Consider the following 15,820-nt stretch of genomic DNA (forward strand, 5'->3'; position numbering starts at 1 on the left):
GCGGGCTTATAGCCCCAGCCATTTGCCCAGGTCGATCAGCTTCGCCTGGTCATACTCGGCAAACCCTTGCACGGTGAGCGCGTCCAACCGCTTCTTGCCGTCGGCGGATTGATCCAGGCCCACAAAGTAAGCGGTCAGCTGGGCACGTTCCGCGTCAGTCAGCTTGCCGCTGGCGATCAGGTGCTTGATGGGCACGGGCTTGCTGGTGGCCAGTACTTTGCCGCCTTTGGCCTGCCAGTCTTTGACCACAGCGCGCGATGCGGTGACGCCCGAGGCCACCATCTTGTTTTCCACCATGAAGGGCACCGCATCCTGCAGTTTCACGTAAACGGTTTCCAGCGGTTGTGACCCGAACGCGTCACGCAAGGAGGCGCGCATGATCACCGAGGTGATGGAGTCTTCACCGGGCGCGCCTATCTTGAGGCCCTTCAGGTCGCTGATGGACTTGAGCGGGGAATCGCCGCGCACCATGAAAGAGGCGCTGTATTCGGTGAAGCCCTTGGTCACCGCGACGAGGCGGTAGCCGTTCTTGGACATCGCCCGGATGGAATGGTGGGCCGGGTGCACATAGGCGATGTCGTAACGCTGCTCGGCCAGGCCGGCCGCGAGCTCCTTGTAGTCTGTTACTGGCTGTATCTTGACGGGCCGCTTGAGCAGCTTGCCCAGGTCGTCGGACAGCTCGCGAAAACGGTCGACGGTAGCGCCTGGGTTGACCCCGTAAGTCACGCCCTCGTTCACGGCGAACACCAGTGGGGCGCCCTGGGCCCAGGCTTGGCCGGTCAGCAGGACCAGCACTAACATACTCACATATTGACGAATTTTCATGGTGGACACCTCTTGGATAATGGGAAAGCAATACCAGTGTCTCAGTTACAAATGGTTTCAACTCACGGGTTAACCTGTGTTGCGCGTCATAGAAGATGTATTCGTGAGATAGTTCGCAGGCCCCAGGGCAGGTGCGTTGCTTAAACCCCGCAACTTGCCGCCCGGGTTTTCCCTCCCACCGCTGCGCCGCGGCCCCGGCCGCCCGGCCTGGGCCTGTGCAGCGTTTTCCTGTAGCCCGTTCTGAGCGCCCGAGCCGGCGCTCACCTGTCCATGATTTCGAACACTTTTCGGTTTGCTCTTTTCTTGATAGCGTCTTGCGCAATATTTACCGGGGTTAGCGCCCAAACCAAGACTGACACCGGATGCCCCGCGGCGGCGGACATGAAGGCCGCGCAGCTGTACGGCCTGTGGGCCGTGCGCTTTACCAATCCGCCCGCCGGCCTGCCGGCCCGCGCCACCATGCTGCTGGAGCGCCACGCGGAATTCGCCGAAAGCCTGGCCGGCATCGTGAGCCGCGACCTGGGCGCGGCCGCCGGCACCAAGGCCATTGCCGGCCATGCCGCCAAGGCCGCGCTGGCCGGCGACCTTGAGGGCGGCATGCTGCTGCTTGACGAGTCCTCCGACAACATCAGCATCACCGGTACCTGGAACGGCGAGATGGTCGAGGGCTCCTGCGGCAAGGCCTTCAAGGGCAGCTGGAAAGACACCAGCAGCAGCGCGCCCGACAACGCGCCCGAGGTGCCCTTCACGCTGACCCGGCTGCCTTGAGCCCGGCTCGCCCAAGAATCCTCTAGAACACCACCGGACCCACAGCCACCCATGCGACTGAACCCCTCCGCATTCGCCGCGCCCCTGCAATGGGCCTGCCTCCTGGCGCTCGCGAGCACCAGCAGCGCGCAAGCGCAAACACCCTCCGCCGCGCGGTCACCCCTGGGCTGGCAGGCCTGCCAGGCTCTCAAAGCCGACCCTGCCGCGCAACTGGCCTGCTTCCAGCAGTGGGCCGACGCGCAGACACCGGCCAACATGCCCGCGCCCAGCCTCACCACGGCACCGGCCAATCCGGCGACCGGCCAGCCGGCCACGCCGGTGCTGCTGCTGCCTTCGCTGAACACCGAGGCGCCCGACGGCAAACCCATAGGCTGCAAGAACACCAAGTACTCCGAACTCTCGCGCTTCTGGGAGCTGCAGCGCGGCACCGACTGCGATACCTTCGCACTGCGCGGCTACCGGCCGATCACGCTGGCGGTGTCGACCTCCGACAGCGTGAACATGCAGCCCTCGTCGCCTTCGCTGGGCCATACCGCGCTGACCGCGCAGCCCTATATGCGGACCGAGAACAAGATCCAGCTCTCGGTGCGCACCAAGATCGCCAAGGGCTTGTTCAAGAACGGCCCCGAGGACGACGACGACCACGACTCGCTGTGGTTCGGCTACACACAGCAAAGTTACTGGCAGCTGTTCAACGGCAGCATTTCGCGGCCTTTCCGTACCACCGACCATGAGCCCGAGGTCCTTTACATCTACCCGCACCAGATTCCGCTGGCCGGCGGCTGGACCTACCGGCTCTCGGGCCTGGGGCTGGTGCACCAGTCCAACGGCCAGTCGCTGCCGCTGTCGCGCAGCTGGAACCGCGTCTACCTGATGGGCGCGGCCGAAAAGACGCTGGGCCAGGACTCGGGCCTGACCCTGCAGGGGCGCATCTGGGACCGGCTCAAAGAGTCATCCGGCAACGACGACAACCCCGGCATCGAGAACTACATAGGCCGCGCCGAAGTCACCGGCAGCTGGCAGGTCAACAAGGCCAACACCCTGGGCATCACGCTGCGGCATTCGCTGCGCAAGGAAGCCCGGGGCTCGGCGCGCCTTGACTGGATGATGGCGCCCGCCTCCTCGCCCAACTACACCGGCCTGCGCTATCACGTGCAGCTGTTCAGCGGCTACGGCGACAGCCTGGTCGACTACAACCGCAAGCGCACGGTGCTGAGCGTGGGCCTGAGCTTGGTCGACTGGTAGCCGCGGCGCTCTTTTTCGGCGCCCTTCGGCATTTTTGCCAGCACGCGGACGGCGTGCCGGCTGATACATAAAAGCACGGGCCGGCCCCAAGCTGGGCCCATGACCGAGCCCACCACCTTCACCCTGGCCTGTATCGTGGCCGGCGCGCTGCTGATCGCGATGACGCTGGGCGGCTCCTTCATCGCGCGCCTGCCGCTGAGCGCCGCCATGCTTTACCTCGGCGTGGGCGTGGCCGTCAGCCCGGTGGGGCTGGGGCTGCTCAAGCTCGACGCGATGAAGAACACCGTGCTGCTGGAGCGCCTCACGGAAGTGGCCGTGCTGGTCTCGCTGTTCACCTGCGGCATGAAGCTCGAGTTCCGCTTCAAGGACCGCCGCTGGCGCGTGCCGGTGCAGCTGGCGACGGTCTCCATGCTGCTCACGGTGGCGGCCATCGCCGCGCTGGGCGTCTATGCCCTGGGCCTGCCGCTGGGCGCGGCCGTGTTGCTGGGCGCCATCCTCGCGCCCACGGACCCGGTGCTGGCTTCCGACGTGCAGGTCGCCAACCCCGGCGACCGCGACCGCCTGCGCTTCGGCCTGACGGGCGAAGGCGGGCTCAACGACGGCACGGCCTTTCCCTTCGTCATGCTCGGACTGGGCCTGCTGGGCCTGCACGAGCTCGGCGAAGGCGGCTGGCGCTGGTGGGCCGTCGACGTGCTGTGGGCGGTGGCCGGCGGCCTGGCGCTGGGCTGGCTGCTTGGCACGCTGGTGGGCCGCCTGATTCTCTACCTGCGCATGCGGCACCGCGAGGCGCTGGGTTCGGACGAGTTCATCGCGCTGGGACTGATAGGGCTGACCTACGGACTGGCGCTGCTGAGCCACACCTACGGATTCCTCGCGGTGTTCGCGGCCGGGCTGGCGCTGCGCCGCATCGACGAGCCCCATGTGCGCCCGCAGGTGCAGGCGGCCGATCCCGGCGAGGCCCTGAGCCCCGCGGAGCAGGAGGCCTCGGGCGCCGAGGCGCCGGCCCACATGATGCGCGCGGTGGAGCGCTTCAACAGCCAGCTGGAAAGCTTTGCCGAAGTCGCCATCGTGCTGGCGGTGGGCGTGCTGGTGGCGACAACGCGCTTTCGCGCCGAGGTGCTGTGGTTTATCCCGCTGCTGTTCCTGGTGGTGCGGCCCGTGGCCGTTTATGTCGGCCTGCTGGGCACGCCGGTCAAGGGCACGCAGCGCCGGCTCATGGGCTGGTTCGGCATACGCGGCATAGGCTCGCTGTACTACCTGCTCTACGCCATCAATCACCACATCGAACGCGCACTGGCCCAGCAGCTGCTGTCCATCACGCTGGCCGTCATCGTGGCCTCGGTGGTCGCGCACGGCGTTTCGGTCACGCCGCTGATGAAGCGCTACGAAGCGCGCAAGGCCAGCCGGCGGCGCTGAGCGCCGCCCACACGCTTGACTGCGCCGAGCCGTGAAAGAAAGACCCGGCATTCCGTGTGCCGATGATATTGATAACCATTCTCATTTGTATAATCCTGGCTTTGCCCTTCACAAATCCCAGGAGCCGCCATGACACCCGTGCTGAAACCCGTTGTTCTTGCCACCCTGCTCGCCCTGCTGGCGGCGCCCGCCATGGCCCAGCCCGCAGCCGCCGCGAACGGCACCGTGGCGGCGGCGCCGGCCGCGACGGCTCCCGCCGTGGCCAAGCACTATGCCCAGCTGGTGCTGGCCAGCTATGAAGACACCCTGGCCGGTGCCCTCACGCTGCAAAAAGCCGTGCAGTCCTTCACCGCCGCGCCTTCCGACGAAGGGCTCAAGGCCGCGCGCAAGGCCTGGCTGGACGCGCGCGAGTTTTACGGCCAGACCGAGGCTTTCCGTTTTTACGGCGGCCCGATCGACGATAAAAACGGCCCCGAAGGCCGCATCAACGCCTGGCCCATGGACGAATCCTATGTCGACTACGTCAAGGACGCGCCCAATGCCGGCATCATCAACAACCGCAAGGCCGCCATCAGCAAAAAGCAGCTGGCCAGCCTTAACGAGCGCAACGGCGAAGAGAACATCGCCACCGGCTGGCATGCCATCGAGTTTTTGCTGTGGGGCCAGGACCTGAGCACCACCGGCCCGGGCAACCGTTCGTTTGAAGACTTTGTGGACGGCAAAAAGCCCAATGCCGACCGCCGCCGCCAGTACCTGCAGGTGGTGACCGAATTGCTGGTCGACGACTTGCGCAGCCTCACCAAGGCCTGGTCGCCCACGGCGACGTCCTACCGCGCGAAGTTCGAGCGCGGCGGCATGGAGTCGGTGCGCAAGATGTTTGTCGGCCTGGGCTCGCTCTCGCGCGGTGAACTCGCGGGCGAGCGCCTGGAGGTCGCGCTGGCCAGCCAGGACCAGGAAGACGAGCACTCGTGCTTTTCCGACAACACGCACCGCGACGTGGTGGCCAACGCCAAGGGCATACAAAACGTGTGGCTGGGCCAGTACAAACGTGCCGACGGCAGCACAATCAGCGGCGCTTCGCTGCGCGAGCTGGTGGCCGCCAAAAACCCGGCGCTGGCGGACCGCACCACGCAGCAGATCGCCGCCTCGGTCACCGCGGCCGAAGGCATACAGGCGCCGTTTGACCGCGAGATCGTCGGCGCCAAGGACGCGCCCGGCCGCTTGCGCGTGCAAAAGACCATAGACAGCCTGGTGCAGCAAAGCAAGGACCTGGTCGAGGCGGCCAACGCGGCCGGCATCACCAAGCTGACTTTGGTCAAACCTTAAGTGTTGCGCGGCGCTTCCCCCCAACCGGCCACGCGCCGCCTGCGCGCGGGTCTTGCCTGGCTGGCCGTGGCGGGCCTCGCGGGCCTGGCCCTCTGGACCCACGCGGGGGTCGCGCAGGACAGCGCCACGCCCGATGACGAAAAAACCGGCGGCGACAGCACCGTGTTCGCCACCGGCCAGAACGCGTTTTCCTTCCCGCTGGCCAACCTGCCCGACGAGGAGCGCACGCGTTTTGTCATCGGCAATTCTTTTTTCAGGCGCAACTGGGTGCAGGCGCCGTCCTCGACCACCGCGCGCGACGGCCTGGGCCCGCATTTCATCGCGCGCTCCTGCGGCGGCTGCCATGTGCAGGACGGCCGCGGCGCGCCGCCCGATTTCACGCGCGGGCTGTCCGAGCAGCCGGTAGGCCTGTTGCTGCGCCTCTCGATTCCGGGCAAGGACGCGCACGGCGGCCCCCTGCCCGACCCGGTGTACGGCGACCAGTTTTCCAACTTCGCGGTCCAGGGCGTGATGCCCGAAGGGCAGATCTCGCTGCGCTACGAGACCGTGCGCGGCAAGTTCGCCGACGGCACGCCTTACCAGCTGCAAAAGCCGCGTTACGGTTTCAGCAAACTCCATTACGGCCCCATGGCCAAAGACCTGATGCTGAGCCCGCGCATCGCGCCGCAGATGGCCGGCGTGGGCCTGCTCGAGGCGATCCCCGAGGCGGAAATTGTGCGCAACGCGCGCGAGCAGGCGGCCCTGGGCGGTGCCGTGCGCGGCGTCGCCAACCAGGTGTGGGACGCACCCACACAGCAAATGCGCGTGGGGCGTTTCGGCTGGAAGGCCAATGTCGCCACGCTCGCGCACCAGACCGGCGGCGCTTTCCTGGGCGACATGGGCATCACCTCGCCGCTGTTCCCCAAGGAAAGCTGCACCAGCGCGCAAAAGGATTGCCTGGCCGCGCCGCGCGGCGCGCAGGGCAAGGCATCCGAGATCGACGAGAAGACTTTTAACGACGTGGTGTTCTACGAAAGCACGCTGGCGCCTGCCGCGCGGCGCAACCCGAAGGACGCCCAGGTCGTGCAAGGCCAGAAGCTGTTTGCCCAGGCGCAATGCGCGGCCTGCCACCGGCCCAGCTATGTGACCGGCGAGATTCCCTTCCCGCGCCTGGGCAGCAAGGCCGCGCAGGGCCAGACCATCTGGCCCTACACCGACCTGCTGCTGCACGACATGGGCGAAGGCCTGGCCGACGGCCGTCCCGACTTCCTGGCCAACGGCCGCCAGTGGCGCACGCCGCCGCTGTGGGGCCTGGGCCTGGTGCCCGACGTCAACGGCCACAACCGGCTGCTGCACGACGGCCGCGCGCGCGGCGCGCTGGAGGCCGTGCTTTGGCATGACGGCGAAGCCAAGGCCAGCAAGGACAAGGTTTTGCAGATGACGGCGCAGGAGCGCGCCGCGTTGGTCAAATTCCTGGAATCACTGTGAGCGCCATGAAAACTTCGCGCGCTCCCTGGAAGGCCTTCGCCGGCATCGCCTTGCTGGCATGCGGCGCCGCATGCGCGCAAAGCGTCGCACCGAATGTCGCCGTGCCTTTTTACACGGCCGGCGATTTCATGCGCGGCGTCTACCGCTTCTGGTATGCGCCGCAAGCCGCCGCGTTTGCCGAGCAGGCCGGCGGCCTTCCCACGGCCGTCTCCGCGGTCTGCGACGCGGACGCCGGCGCGGCCACGATAAAACTGGAGCAGGCGCGCGAACGCTGGAAAGCCAGCGCGCTTGCCTGGGACCGTTTAAGCGGCGTGCAGATAGGCCCGCTGGTGCAGCGACGTTCGGCACGCCAGATCGACTTCACGCCCACGCGGCCCGAGCTCATCAAGCGCGCGATACAAACCGCGCCGCAGGACGCGACCGCCATGGAAAGCATAGGCACGCCGGCCAAGGGCCTGCCCGCACTCGAGTGGCTGCTGTGGAGCCAGCCCATCGCGCCGGCCACGCCGGCCTGCCGCTATGCGCTGCAGGTGGCGGCCGATATCCAGCGCGAAGCCGACACGCTGGCCAAAGCCTTCAACGAACTGGCTGAGCGCAAACCCGGCGAGGCGGAAGAGAGCAATGGGCCGGCAATGAGCGAACTCATCAACCAGTGGACGGGCGCGCTGGAGCGATTGCGCTGGGCCGAAATGGAAAAGCCCCGCCTAGCCGGCAGCGCGCAAGGCGGCCGCAATGCCGCGGCCTACGCACGCAGCGCCAGCGGCCAGACGGCCGCGCGCTGGGCCGCGCAATGGCAGGCGCTGCGCACGCTGGGCGCCTCGCAAGCCACCGAAGCGCCGCGTCCCGGCGCCGGCCTGGCGCCGATTGAAACCTATTTGCGCGGCCTGGGCCGCAACGAGCCGGCCGAGCTGCTGGCGCAAAGCGTGGGCAGGACCGACAAGGCACTGCAAAACATTTCGCCCGCGAACAAGGCCGGCATGACGGCCGCCGGTCGCTCACTGGCCGAGCTGAAAAAACTCACCGAGGCCGAGATCGCGCCCGCGCTGCAGGTGAGCATTGGATTTTCAGACGCCGACGGCGACTAGGAACCCGCCATGAGGAAGCTTGATGCCCTGACGAAGCTGCAGCGCCGGCAATGGCTGGCGCTGGCAGCGGCCGGCGCAAGTACCTGGCTCAAACCCGCGCTGGCGGCAGCTACCGCGACGGCCCCGCCGCAACAGCTGGCCGCCGCCTGGGAGGCAGCGCAGGGCTACCAGGTCGGCGTGCTGGCGTATCACGGCACCGCGCTCCAGGTCAGCGCGGCCCTCGACGTGCCGACGCGAGCCCACGGGGTGTGGGCCGAGCGCGGCGGCTCGCTGCTGGCGGTGGCACGCCGCCCGGGGGACTGGCTGCTGCGCTGGCGGCCCGTCAGCGAGGGCGAAAGCCAGGGCAAGGCCATCGCCTGGGCCTGGGCCGAACCGGACCGCGCCTTCAACGGCCACGTGATCGCGAGCGCCGACGGCAAAACGCTCTACACCACCGAAACGAACCTCGAAACCGGTGAAGGCCTGGTGGGCGTGCGCGATGCCGCCACGCTGGAAAAATCCGGCGAATGGCCAAGCCACGGCATGGACCCGCACGAGCTCTTGCTCGACGACGATGGCAGCCTGGTCGTGGCGAACGGCGGCATTCCCGCCTTGCCTGAAACCGGCCGCCTGAAGATTCACATGGAGCGCATGGATGCCTCGCTGGTGCGGCTGGACACGCGCAGCGGCGCGCTGCTGGGCCAATGGCGCCTGGCCGACAAGCGCCTGAGCCTGCGGCACATGGCCTGGGGCCGCGCACCGGCGGCGGGCGGCCCGCGTGTATTGGGCATCGCGCTGCAGGCCGAGCATGAGGACAGCGCAGCCAAAACCGGCGCGCCCGTGCTGGCGCTTTTTGACGGCCGGACGCTGCGGGCCTGCGACGCCGGGGCCGGGCATGTGCTGGCCGGCTACGGCGGCGACATCGCCTGGGCGGCGGGCGCTTTTGCCGTGGGCTGTCCGCGCGCCAATGGCGTCGCCGTGTGGCAGGCCGATGGGCGCTGGACAGGTTTTTTCCCGCTGCAGGAGGCCTGTGCCGTCACCTCGGCCCCGGCAGCCGGCCGGGCCGACACCACACTCTGGGCCGGCGGGCGGTTCGCCGCGCTGGTGCGCGATGGTGCAGGCCGCACGGCTTCGCCGACGCTTGCAAATGTGCGGCTGGACAACCACTGGGCCCCGCTGGCGGGCTAGAGGGTGGCCGGTGATTGACCGGATCACGGCCCATTTATCGCAAGCAAGGCACCGTGAATTCAAACGTGCCTTGCCCGGTGAACTTCACAGCTTCTTCCATCGCTCGCCATCGGTGGAGCGGTAGGTGCCGCCGGTGGCGCAACAGCCTCCCGCACCAAAAGCCATACGCCCGAGTGTGACGGTGACCGCGCCGTTTTCCGCACGCAGCGTCTGCCGATCGCACGAGGAGAAAAAGGGATAGGGTTCGGGTTCGAGCACCATCTGCCAGCCGCCATCGCCAGGCAGGGCGCGGTAGACCTTGCAGTCAGACACCGCCAGGTGCACGGGCTTTCCACCGAGCGAGCCCTTGAATACCCGCTCCGGCGGTACCTCCGCCATGGGGTCCGGCTTGGCGGGCGGCACGGCCGGCTCCGGCTTGCCGCAGCCCGCCAGCAGGGCAGCCAGCATCAACACCAGAACCAGAAGGCTGCCCCGGGGGATCGAGGGGATGGACATATTGCCTCTCGCAACAAAAAGGAACATAAGGCAGCAGGCGTGAGTTCGCCGTCGCCGGTGATCTTAATAAGAACACAGCAACAGCGATCACCAGGCACTTAGGGGCAGGCACCAATGCAATCGCCCCGGCAACCCTTTCGGACTACCGGGGCGATTGCGTCAGAACCGGCAAAGGCCGGCTTGTGCAAGCTTACTGGGCGCTGGTCTTCACGAGCTCTGCAGCCGCCTGGGGGGCTGCGCCGGCTTTTTCAGCGCGGGGAGCGGCCAGGTTTTGCTGGGCGGTCACGCCATTGAAGCTGGAAGTGGCGTCGGTCTTCTGGGCCTGCAGCACTTCGCTTTTGACTTCAGCGCGAGTCTTGGTGGCGGGTGCCTGCATCTGGTCCAGCAGGAAGGCGTTCAGGGGCTGGGCGGAAGCAGCGACGGAAGTCAGGGCGGCAACAGCAACAACAGCGGCGGCAACAAAGTTCGATTTCATGATGAATATCCTCTCAAAAGTTAAGTGACGTTCCGGGCATGGCGGGCTCATCTCCCCGTCTGTCCAGCCTCGGTGAGTCGCCTTGTAAGTGGCTTCGGCTCATCGATGTATGAACTGTATTCCTGTTAAATCAAACAAAAAATACCAATTCCAACAATACATTGCTGTTAAATTAGCAACAATAAAGGTGCTATATAAGGGTTAACCCATGGACAGGCTTCAATCAATGCGGGTGTTCCAGCAAGTCGTGGATGACGGCAGTTTTGCCGCTGCGGCGCGCAAATTTGATATTTCGTCCGCCGTCGTGACCCGCCTGGTCGGCGACCTGGAAGACCATCTGGGCGTGCGCCTGCTGCAGCGCACCACGCGCCGCCTGGCGCTGACCGATGCCGGCGAAACCTATTTGGCCCGCGTGCGGCACATCCTGAGCGACATCGACGAAGCCCATGCCGCCGCCCAGGCCCATGCGCAGGAGATGTCCGGCACCATACGCATCATGACGCCGCCGGTGTTCGCCGTGCATGTGCTGGCGCCGCTGGTGGCCGAGTTCGGCCGGCGCTACCCCAAGGTGGTGCTCGACATCCATGTGGACTCGCCGCTGGTGCCGCCGGTCGAGGACTACGACCTCACGCTGCTGGGCGCCGGCGACGCCTTTGACGCCAACATCATCGCGCGGCCCATCGCCTCATCGGACGGTGTGCTCTGCGCCTCGCCCGACTACCTGCGCCGCAACGGCACGCCGGCGCGGCCCGAAGACCTGCCGCAGTACCACAACCTGCGCGTCAAGCAGGCCGCCAATCGCCACCGCATCTGGCGCCTGACCAACCCCGACGAAGGCAAACGCGTCATCGAAGTGCAGATAGAACCCAGCATGCTGGTCAACCACAGCGACACGCTGATACGCGCCTGCGTGGACGGCGCCGGCATCATGAGCCAGTCCATAGACCTGGTGGCCAACCACCTCAACAGCGGCGCGCTGCGGCGCATCCTCGCGCCCTGGATCACCGGCACCAACACCTTGTACGCGGCGCTGCCCAGCCGCAAATTCATTCCGGTGCGCACCAGCGTGTTCCTCGAATTCATGACCGAATACACGCGCAGGGTGATCAAAAGAATGGACACGCGGCAGGAGTGAGTGCCGCGCGTTCAACGCGCGGCATCGACGCCATTTGATTTCGCCATGCGCAACAACGGGCGCATGCGCTTCTTGACGCAAAGCTTTCAAAAAACTTTCGCCCCAAAAGTTCCGTGAATTCGCGCCTTCATTGTTCCGATTTCGGCAATGGAATGTTCTGCAAACACGCACTTGTCTATGGCCCTTGCGGAACAAGCTGGGATGCATCGGTGAGCCACATTCATAACGCGACTCAGCGAGGAAGGCCCCTCGGGCACGCAGCCCGTCCGACCGGATATTTCAAAAACTGTTCTAAAGGAAATTCATCATGAAATCGAATCTCGTCTCCGCCTCCGTTCTTGCCGTCTCCGCACTGGCCTTCTTCGGCTCGGCCAGCAGCTTCGCCGAAGGCCGCGACCCCTTCCCGCAAGACCAGGTGAAGTCGGTCAGCACCAAGACCCGCGCCGAAGTCAAAGCCGAGCTGGCACAAGCCCAGCGCGAAGGCTATTCCGCGAACATCGGCCGGACTTACCAGGACGTCTACACGGCACCCGCCAGCAACAAGACCCGCGCTGAAGTCAAAGCCGAGATCGGCACCACCGTGTCGGCTTCCGCCTTTGACCGCGACTTCCCTGTCGTTCAATAAGCGCATTCCGCGCTGTTGAGCGCCGATGACGGCTGCGACAACAGCCGCCACCGGTAGCTTTCAGTCCCAACACAAGGCATCCTGCTGCGCATGAGCGCAACGGGATGCCTTGCCGTGCGCACGCCATCAAAGGCCTTGCGCGCCGTATAGCGGTGCGACACCGGCGTACAGCGCGGCAAAACGCGCCCCGCGCTCCTTCCATCGCTCTCGTTCGACGGGCCGGGGCGTGCAGCTGTCCAGCGCCGCGGGCGCCTTCAGCACATCCTGCGCGTGCGCCCTGTCCACACACAGCCAGGCAAGCCTGGCGGCACCCAGTGCAGGCCCCACGGCGGAGTCCTCGCGCCGGACCACCTCCAGCCCCGTGGCGTCGGCCAGCATCTGGGCCCAGTAAGCGCTGCGCGAGCCGCCGCCTATCAGGCTGACCTGCGTTAGCCCGGCCCCGGTGGCCTGCAAGGCGGCGATGCCCTGGGCCAGCCCATGGCACACGCCTTCCAGCGTGGCGTTGACCAGGTCGGCGCGTGCGGTGCCCGCATTCAGGCCAAAAAAAACAGCCTCGGCCTGGGGGTTGTTGTGCGGCGTGCGCTCCCCGTTCAAGTAAGGCAGGAACAGCGGCGTGGACGGCCGCAGGCCGCGCGCCTCGGCCTCGGCCAGTAGCCGCCCGATGTCGGGCTCGCCGAGCAGCGAGGCGGTGAAATCCAGGCAGGAAGCCGCCGACAGCATGACCGACATCAGGTGCCAGGTGCGCGGCAAGGCATGGCAAAAGCTGTGCACCGCCTGCCCGGGATTGGAGACGAATTCGCGCGTGGCGACGAAGACCACGCCCGAAGTGCCCAGCGACAGCATCGCGTCGCCCGGTCGGTAAACGCCGGCGCCCAGCGCGCCGGCGGCGTTGTCGCTCGCGCCGGCTGCCACCGGGATGCTGCGCAAGCCCCAGTGCCGCGCGAGGTCCGCGCGCAGCATGCCCGTAGGCTCCGGCCCCTCGTGCAGGGCCGGCATGTGCGCGCGCGACAAGTTGCAGGCGGCCAGCAGCTCGTCGCTCCAGCCGCGCCCGGCCACGTCCAGCCACAGCGTGCCCGCGGCGTCCGACATGTCGGTGGCGAACTCGCCGGTCATGCGCCAGCGCAGCCAGTCCTTGGGCAGCAGCACCTGCCGCACACGCTCAAACACTTGCGGCTCATGGCGCGCCACCCACAGGAGCTTGGGGGCCGTGAAACCGGGCATCATCATGTTGCCGGTGATCTCGCGCGAGCGCGGCACCTGGCGCTCGAGCAGGGCGCATTCCTCGGCGCTGCGGCCGTCGTTCCACAGGATGGCGGGCCGCAGGGTTTGGCCTTGCGCATCGAGCAAGGTCGCACCGTGCATCTGGCCGGTCAGGCCGATGCCCGCCACGTCGCCTGGGCTGCGGCCCGCCGCCGCCAGCCCGGCCAGCGCCTGGCGCACGGCCTCATCGCAGGCACGCCACCAGTCCCGCGGGTCCTGCTCGCGCCACAGGGAGTGCGGCTGCTCGACCGCCAGCGGCGCGCTGCCGCTGGCCAGGACCTGGTGCCCGCGGTCCAGGACCACGGCTTTGACGCCGGAGGTGCCGAGATCGATGCCGAGGAACATGCGTCAGCGCATCGGCGTCCACTTGGCCTGGCTACCGGCGGACTCCACCACCTTCTCGATGAAGCGCACGCCGCGCGCGCCGTCGGCCAGGCGCGGGTAGTCGGCCTCCAGCGGATCGGGCGCCCGTCCCGCCTGCACCGCCCGGATGTGCGCGGCGACGCCGAGGTACACATTGGCGAAGGCCTCGAGAAAGGCTTCGGGATGGCCCGTGGGCAGCCGCGTGGCGCGGCGCGCGGCCTCGCCCAGCCAGGGCGAGCCGCGGGTCAGCACGCGCGCAGGGCCGTCGATGGGCTGGTGCACCAGGCGATTCGGCTCCTCCTGGTGCCACACCAGCGTGCCCTGGCTGCCGAACACCCGCAGGCGCAGGTCGTTCTCGCAGCCGACCTCGATCTGCGACGCGATGAGCACACCCCTGGCCCCATTGGTAAAGCGCAGCAGCACATTGCCGTCGTCGTCCAGGCGGCGGCCCGGCACAAAGGTGGTCAGGTCCGCGCAGATGCTGTCCAGCTCCAGGCCGGTCACCGTGGCCACCAGGTTTTCGGCGTGCGAGCCGATGTCGCCCATGGCGCCGGCCAGGCCGCTGCGCGCGGGATCGGTGCGCCAGCCGGCCTGCTTCTGGCCAGTGGCCTCCAGATTGGTGGCGAGCCAGCCCTGGTTGTATTCGACGATGACCTTGCGCAGCTCACCGATCAGGCCCTTGGCCACCAGCTCGCGGGCTTCGCGCACCATGGGGTAGCCCGTGTAGTTGTAGGTCACCCCGAACACGCAGCCGCTGCGCTGCGCGGCCCGCTCCAGCGCCTGGGCCTCTTCGCTGCTGTGCACCAGCGGCTTGTCGCAGACCACGTGGATGCCCGCCTCGGCGAAGGCCTGGGCCACCGGGAAGTGCACATGGTTGGGCGTGACGATGGACACAAAATCTATGCGCTCGTGCACCGGCCGCTTGAGCTCATCGGCCAGCAGGTCCTGCCAGCGCCCGTGGTTGCGCGCGTCGGCCAGCCCCAGCTCGGCGCCGGAAGCGCGCGCGCGCTGCGGGTCGGACGACAGCGCGCCGGCCACCAGCTCCGTCTGGCCGTCCAGCGCCATCGCCTTGCGGTGCACGGCACCTATGAAGGCGCCCTGCCCGCCGCCCACCATGGCGTAACGCAGCTTGCCCGTCATGACCCGGCCATCCCGCCCTGTTTGGCCTTGTCGAAGACGGCGTCGAAAGCGCCCGCCGCCGGCTTGAAGTCCAGCCGCTTGCAATAGGCCGCGCTCTCGGTGGCGCCGTGCACGCGGTCCATGCGGCTGTCCTCCCACTCCACGCTGAGCGGCCCGGCGTACGCGATGTCGTTGAGCGCGACGATGATGGACTCGAAGTCGATCATGCCGCGGCCCACGCTGCGGAAGTCCCAGTAGCGGCGCGCGTCGCCGAAGCTGGTGTGGCCGCCGAACACGCCGGCCGTCCCGTCGCCCTTGCCCCACCAGACGTCCTTCATGTGCACGTTGTAGATGCGGTCGCTGAAGGTGCGCAGGAACTTCACGTAGTCCACACCCTGGTAGCCCAGGTGGCTGGGGTCGAAATTAAAGCCGAAGCGCCTGTGCCCCGCCACCGCCTCGACGGCGCGCTGCGCCGACGCCGTGTCGAAAGCGATCTCGGTGGGGTGCACCTCCAGGGCGAAGTTCACGCCGCAGGATTCGAAGACGTCCAGGATGGGTTTCCAGCGCTGCGCGAAATCCGCGAAGCCCTTGTCCCAGTACGCCTGCGGCGTCGGCGGGAAGGCGTACAGCGAATGCCAGATCGAGGAACCCGTGAAGCCGGTGACCGCCTTCACGCCCAGCTTGGCGGCGGCGCGCGCCGTGTCCTGCATCTCGCGCGCGGCGCGCTGGCGCACGCCCTCGGGATCGCCGTCGCCCCACACATGCGCGGGCAGGATGGACTGGTGGCGCTCGTCGATCAGGTCGCACACGGCCTGGCCCACGAGGTGGCTGCCGATCGCGAAGCAACGCAGGCCGTGCTTTTCCAGCAGGTTGCGCTTGTCCTGCAGGTAGCGGTCGCTGCCCAGCGCTTCCTGCACGTTGAAATGGTCGCCCCAGCAGGCAAGCTCGAGCCCGTCGTAGCCCATGCCACGCGCCAGGGGTGCGAGTTCGACCAGCGGCAGGTCGGCCCACTGTCCGGTAAAAAGTGTGACGGGTCTGGCCATGATTGC

The 15,820-nt window shown here is 67.3% G+C and carries 15 protein-coding genes; 9 read left to right on the forward strand and 6 right to left on the reverse strand.

The window, feature by feature from the left end; all coding sequences use genetic code 11:
• Window positions 1-6: 6 nt before the first annotated feature.
• A complete protein-coding gene (locus ACEN9P_RS08870) occupies window positions 7-801 on the reverse strand; it encodes a phosphate/phosphite/phosphonate ABC transporter substrate-binding protein (protein WP_495621743.1) in 795 nt (264 codons plus the stop codon).
• A 405-nt stretch (window positions 802-1,206) separates the two neighbouring features.
• On the opposite strand from ACEN9P_RS08870, the gene ACEN9P_RS08875 reads away from it, so the two are divergent.
• The 7 genes from ACEN9P_RS08875 to ACEN9P_RS08905 all read left to right on the forward strand — a co-directional run bounded on the left by ACEN9P_RS08875 (window position 1,207) and on the right by ACEN9P_RS08905 (window position 9,299).
• Window positions 1,207-1,593, forward strand: a complete 387-nt coding sequence (locus ACEN9P_RS08875) for a hypothetical protein (protein WP_477663472.1) — start codon at window positions 1,207-1,209, stop codon at window positions 1,591-1,593.
• Window positions 1,594-1,644: 51 nt separating this feature from the next.
• On the forward strand, window positions 1,645-2,838 hold the full coding sequence (locus tag ACEN9P_RS08880; RefSeq protein WP_495621744.1) for a phospholipase A: 1,194 nt from the start codon (window positions 1,645-1,647) through the stop codon (window positions 2,836-2,838).
• A 99-nt stretch (window positions 2,839-2,937) separates the two neighbouring features.
• Complete coding sequence (locus tag ACEN9P_RS08885) at window positions 2,938-4,254, forward strand: cation:proton antiporter (RefSeq protein ID WP_495621745.1); 1,317 nt, start codon at window positions 2,938-2,940, stop codon at window positions 4,252-4,254.
• Between the two features lie 129 nt (window positions 4,255-4,383).
• Window positions 4,384-5,580 (forward strand): imelysin family protein, encoded by a 1,197-nt coding sequence (locus ACEN9P_RS08890; protein ID WP_495621746.1) that lies wholly within the window; start codon window positions 4,384-4,386, stop codon window positions 5,578-5,580.
• Window positions 5,581-7,047: a di-heme oxidoreductase family protein gene (locus tag ACEN9P_RS08895; RefSeq protein ID WP_495621747.1), complete on the forward strand. Its 1,467-nt coding sequence runs from the start codon at window positions 5,581-5,583 to the stop codon at window positions 7,045-7,047. It begins immediately after the preceding gene.
• A gap of 5 nt (window positions 7,048-7,052) precedes the next feature.
• Window positions 7,053-8,132 carry an imelysin family protein gene (locus tag ACEN9P_RS08900; protein ID WP_495622154.1) on the forward strand — a complete coding sequence of 360 codons (1,080 nt, stop codon included), beginning with the start codon at window positions 7,053-7,055 and terminating at the stop codon, window positions 8,130-8,132.
• 9 nt (window positions 8,133-8,141) lie between these two features.
• A complete protein-coding gene (locus tag ACEN9P_RS08905; RefSeq protein ID WP_495621748.1) occupies window positions 8,142-9,299 on the forward strand; it encodes a DUF1513 domain-containing protein in 1,158 nt (385 codons plus the stop codon).
• 84 nt (window positions 9,300-9,383) lie between these two features.
• Here the strand turns inward: ACEN9P_RS08905 and ACEN9P_RS08910 are convergent, their stop codons facing one another.
• Together ACEN9P_RS08910 and ACEN9P_RS08915 are read right to left on the reverse strand one after the other, a co-directional pair.
• On the reverse strand, window positions 9,384-9,794 hold the full coding sequence (locus ACEN9P_RS08910) for a hypothetical protein (protein WP_495621749.1): 411 nt from the start codon (window positions 9,792-9,794) through the stop codon (window positions 9,384-9,386).
• A gap of 190 nt (window positions 9,795-9,984) precedes the next feature.
• Complete coding sequence (locus ACEN9P_RS08915; RefSeq protein WP_477701254.1) at window positions 9,985-10,269, reverse strand: DUF4148 domain-containing protein; 285 nt, start codon at window positions 10,267-10,269, stop codon at window positions 9,985-9,987.
• 208 nt (window positions 10,270-10,477) lie between these two features.
• Between ACEN9P_RS08915 and ACEN9P_RS08920 the strand changes: the two genes are divergently transcribed.
• Together ACEN9P_RS08920 and ACEN9P_RS08925 are read left to right on the forward strand one after the other, a co-directional pair.
• Window positions 10,478-11,404, forward strand: coding sequence for a LysR family transcriptional regulator (locus tag ACEN9P_RS08920; RefSeq protein ID WP_477664127.1), 927 nt, complete (start codon window positions 10,478-10,480; stop codon window positions 11,402-11,404).
• 307 nt (window positions 11,405-11,711) lie between these two features.
• Entirely contained in the window at window positions 11,712-12,029 is a 318-nt protein-coding gene (locus ACEN9P_RS08925; protein ID WP_477664128.1) for a DUF4148 domain-containing protein, read from the forward strand.
• Between the two features lie 126 nt (window positions 12,030-12,155).
• On the opposite strand, the gene xylB is transcribed toward ACEN9P_RS08925, so the two are convergent.
• From xylB to ACEN9P_RS08940, 3 genes are read right to left on the reverse strand one after another with little or no spacing between them, the layout of a single operon-like run.
• Window positions 12,156-13,634, reverse strand: coding sequence for a xylulokinase (xylB, locus tag ACEN9P_RS08930; protein WP_495621750.1), 1,479 nt, complete (start codon window positions 13,632-13,634; stop codon window positions 12,156-12,158).
• 3 nt (window positions 13,635-13,637) lie between these two features.
• The gene (locus tag ACEN9P_RS08935; RefSeq protein ID WP_495621751.1) at window positions 13,638-14,792 is read right to left on the reverse strand and encodes a Gfo/Idh/MocA family protein; all 1,155 of its coding nucleotides are present in this window, start codon (window positions 14,790-14,792) and stop codon (window positions 13,638-13,640) included.
• Window positions 14,789-15,814: a sugar phosphate isomerase/epimerase family protein gene (locus ACEN9P_RS08940; protein ID WP_495621752.1), complete on the reverse strand. Its 1,026-nt coding sequence runs from the start codon at window positions 15,812-15,814 to the stop codon at window positions 14,789-14,791. Before ACEN9P_RS08940 ends, ACEN9P_RS08935 begins: the two co-directional genes overlap by 4 nt.
• Window positions 15,815-15,820 lie beyond the last annotated feature (6 nt).

This window comes from Polaromonas sp. Polasp52 (genome assembly GCF_059491565.1).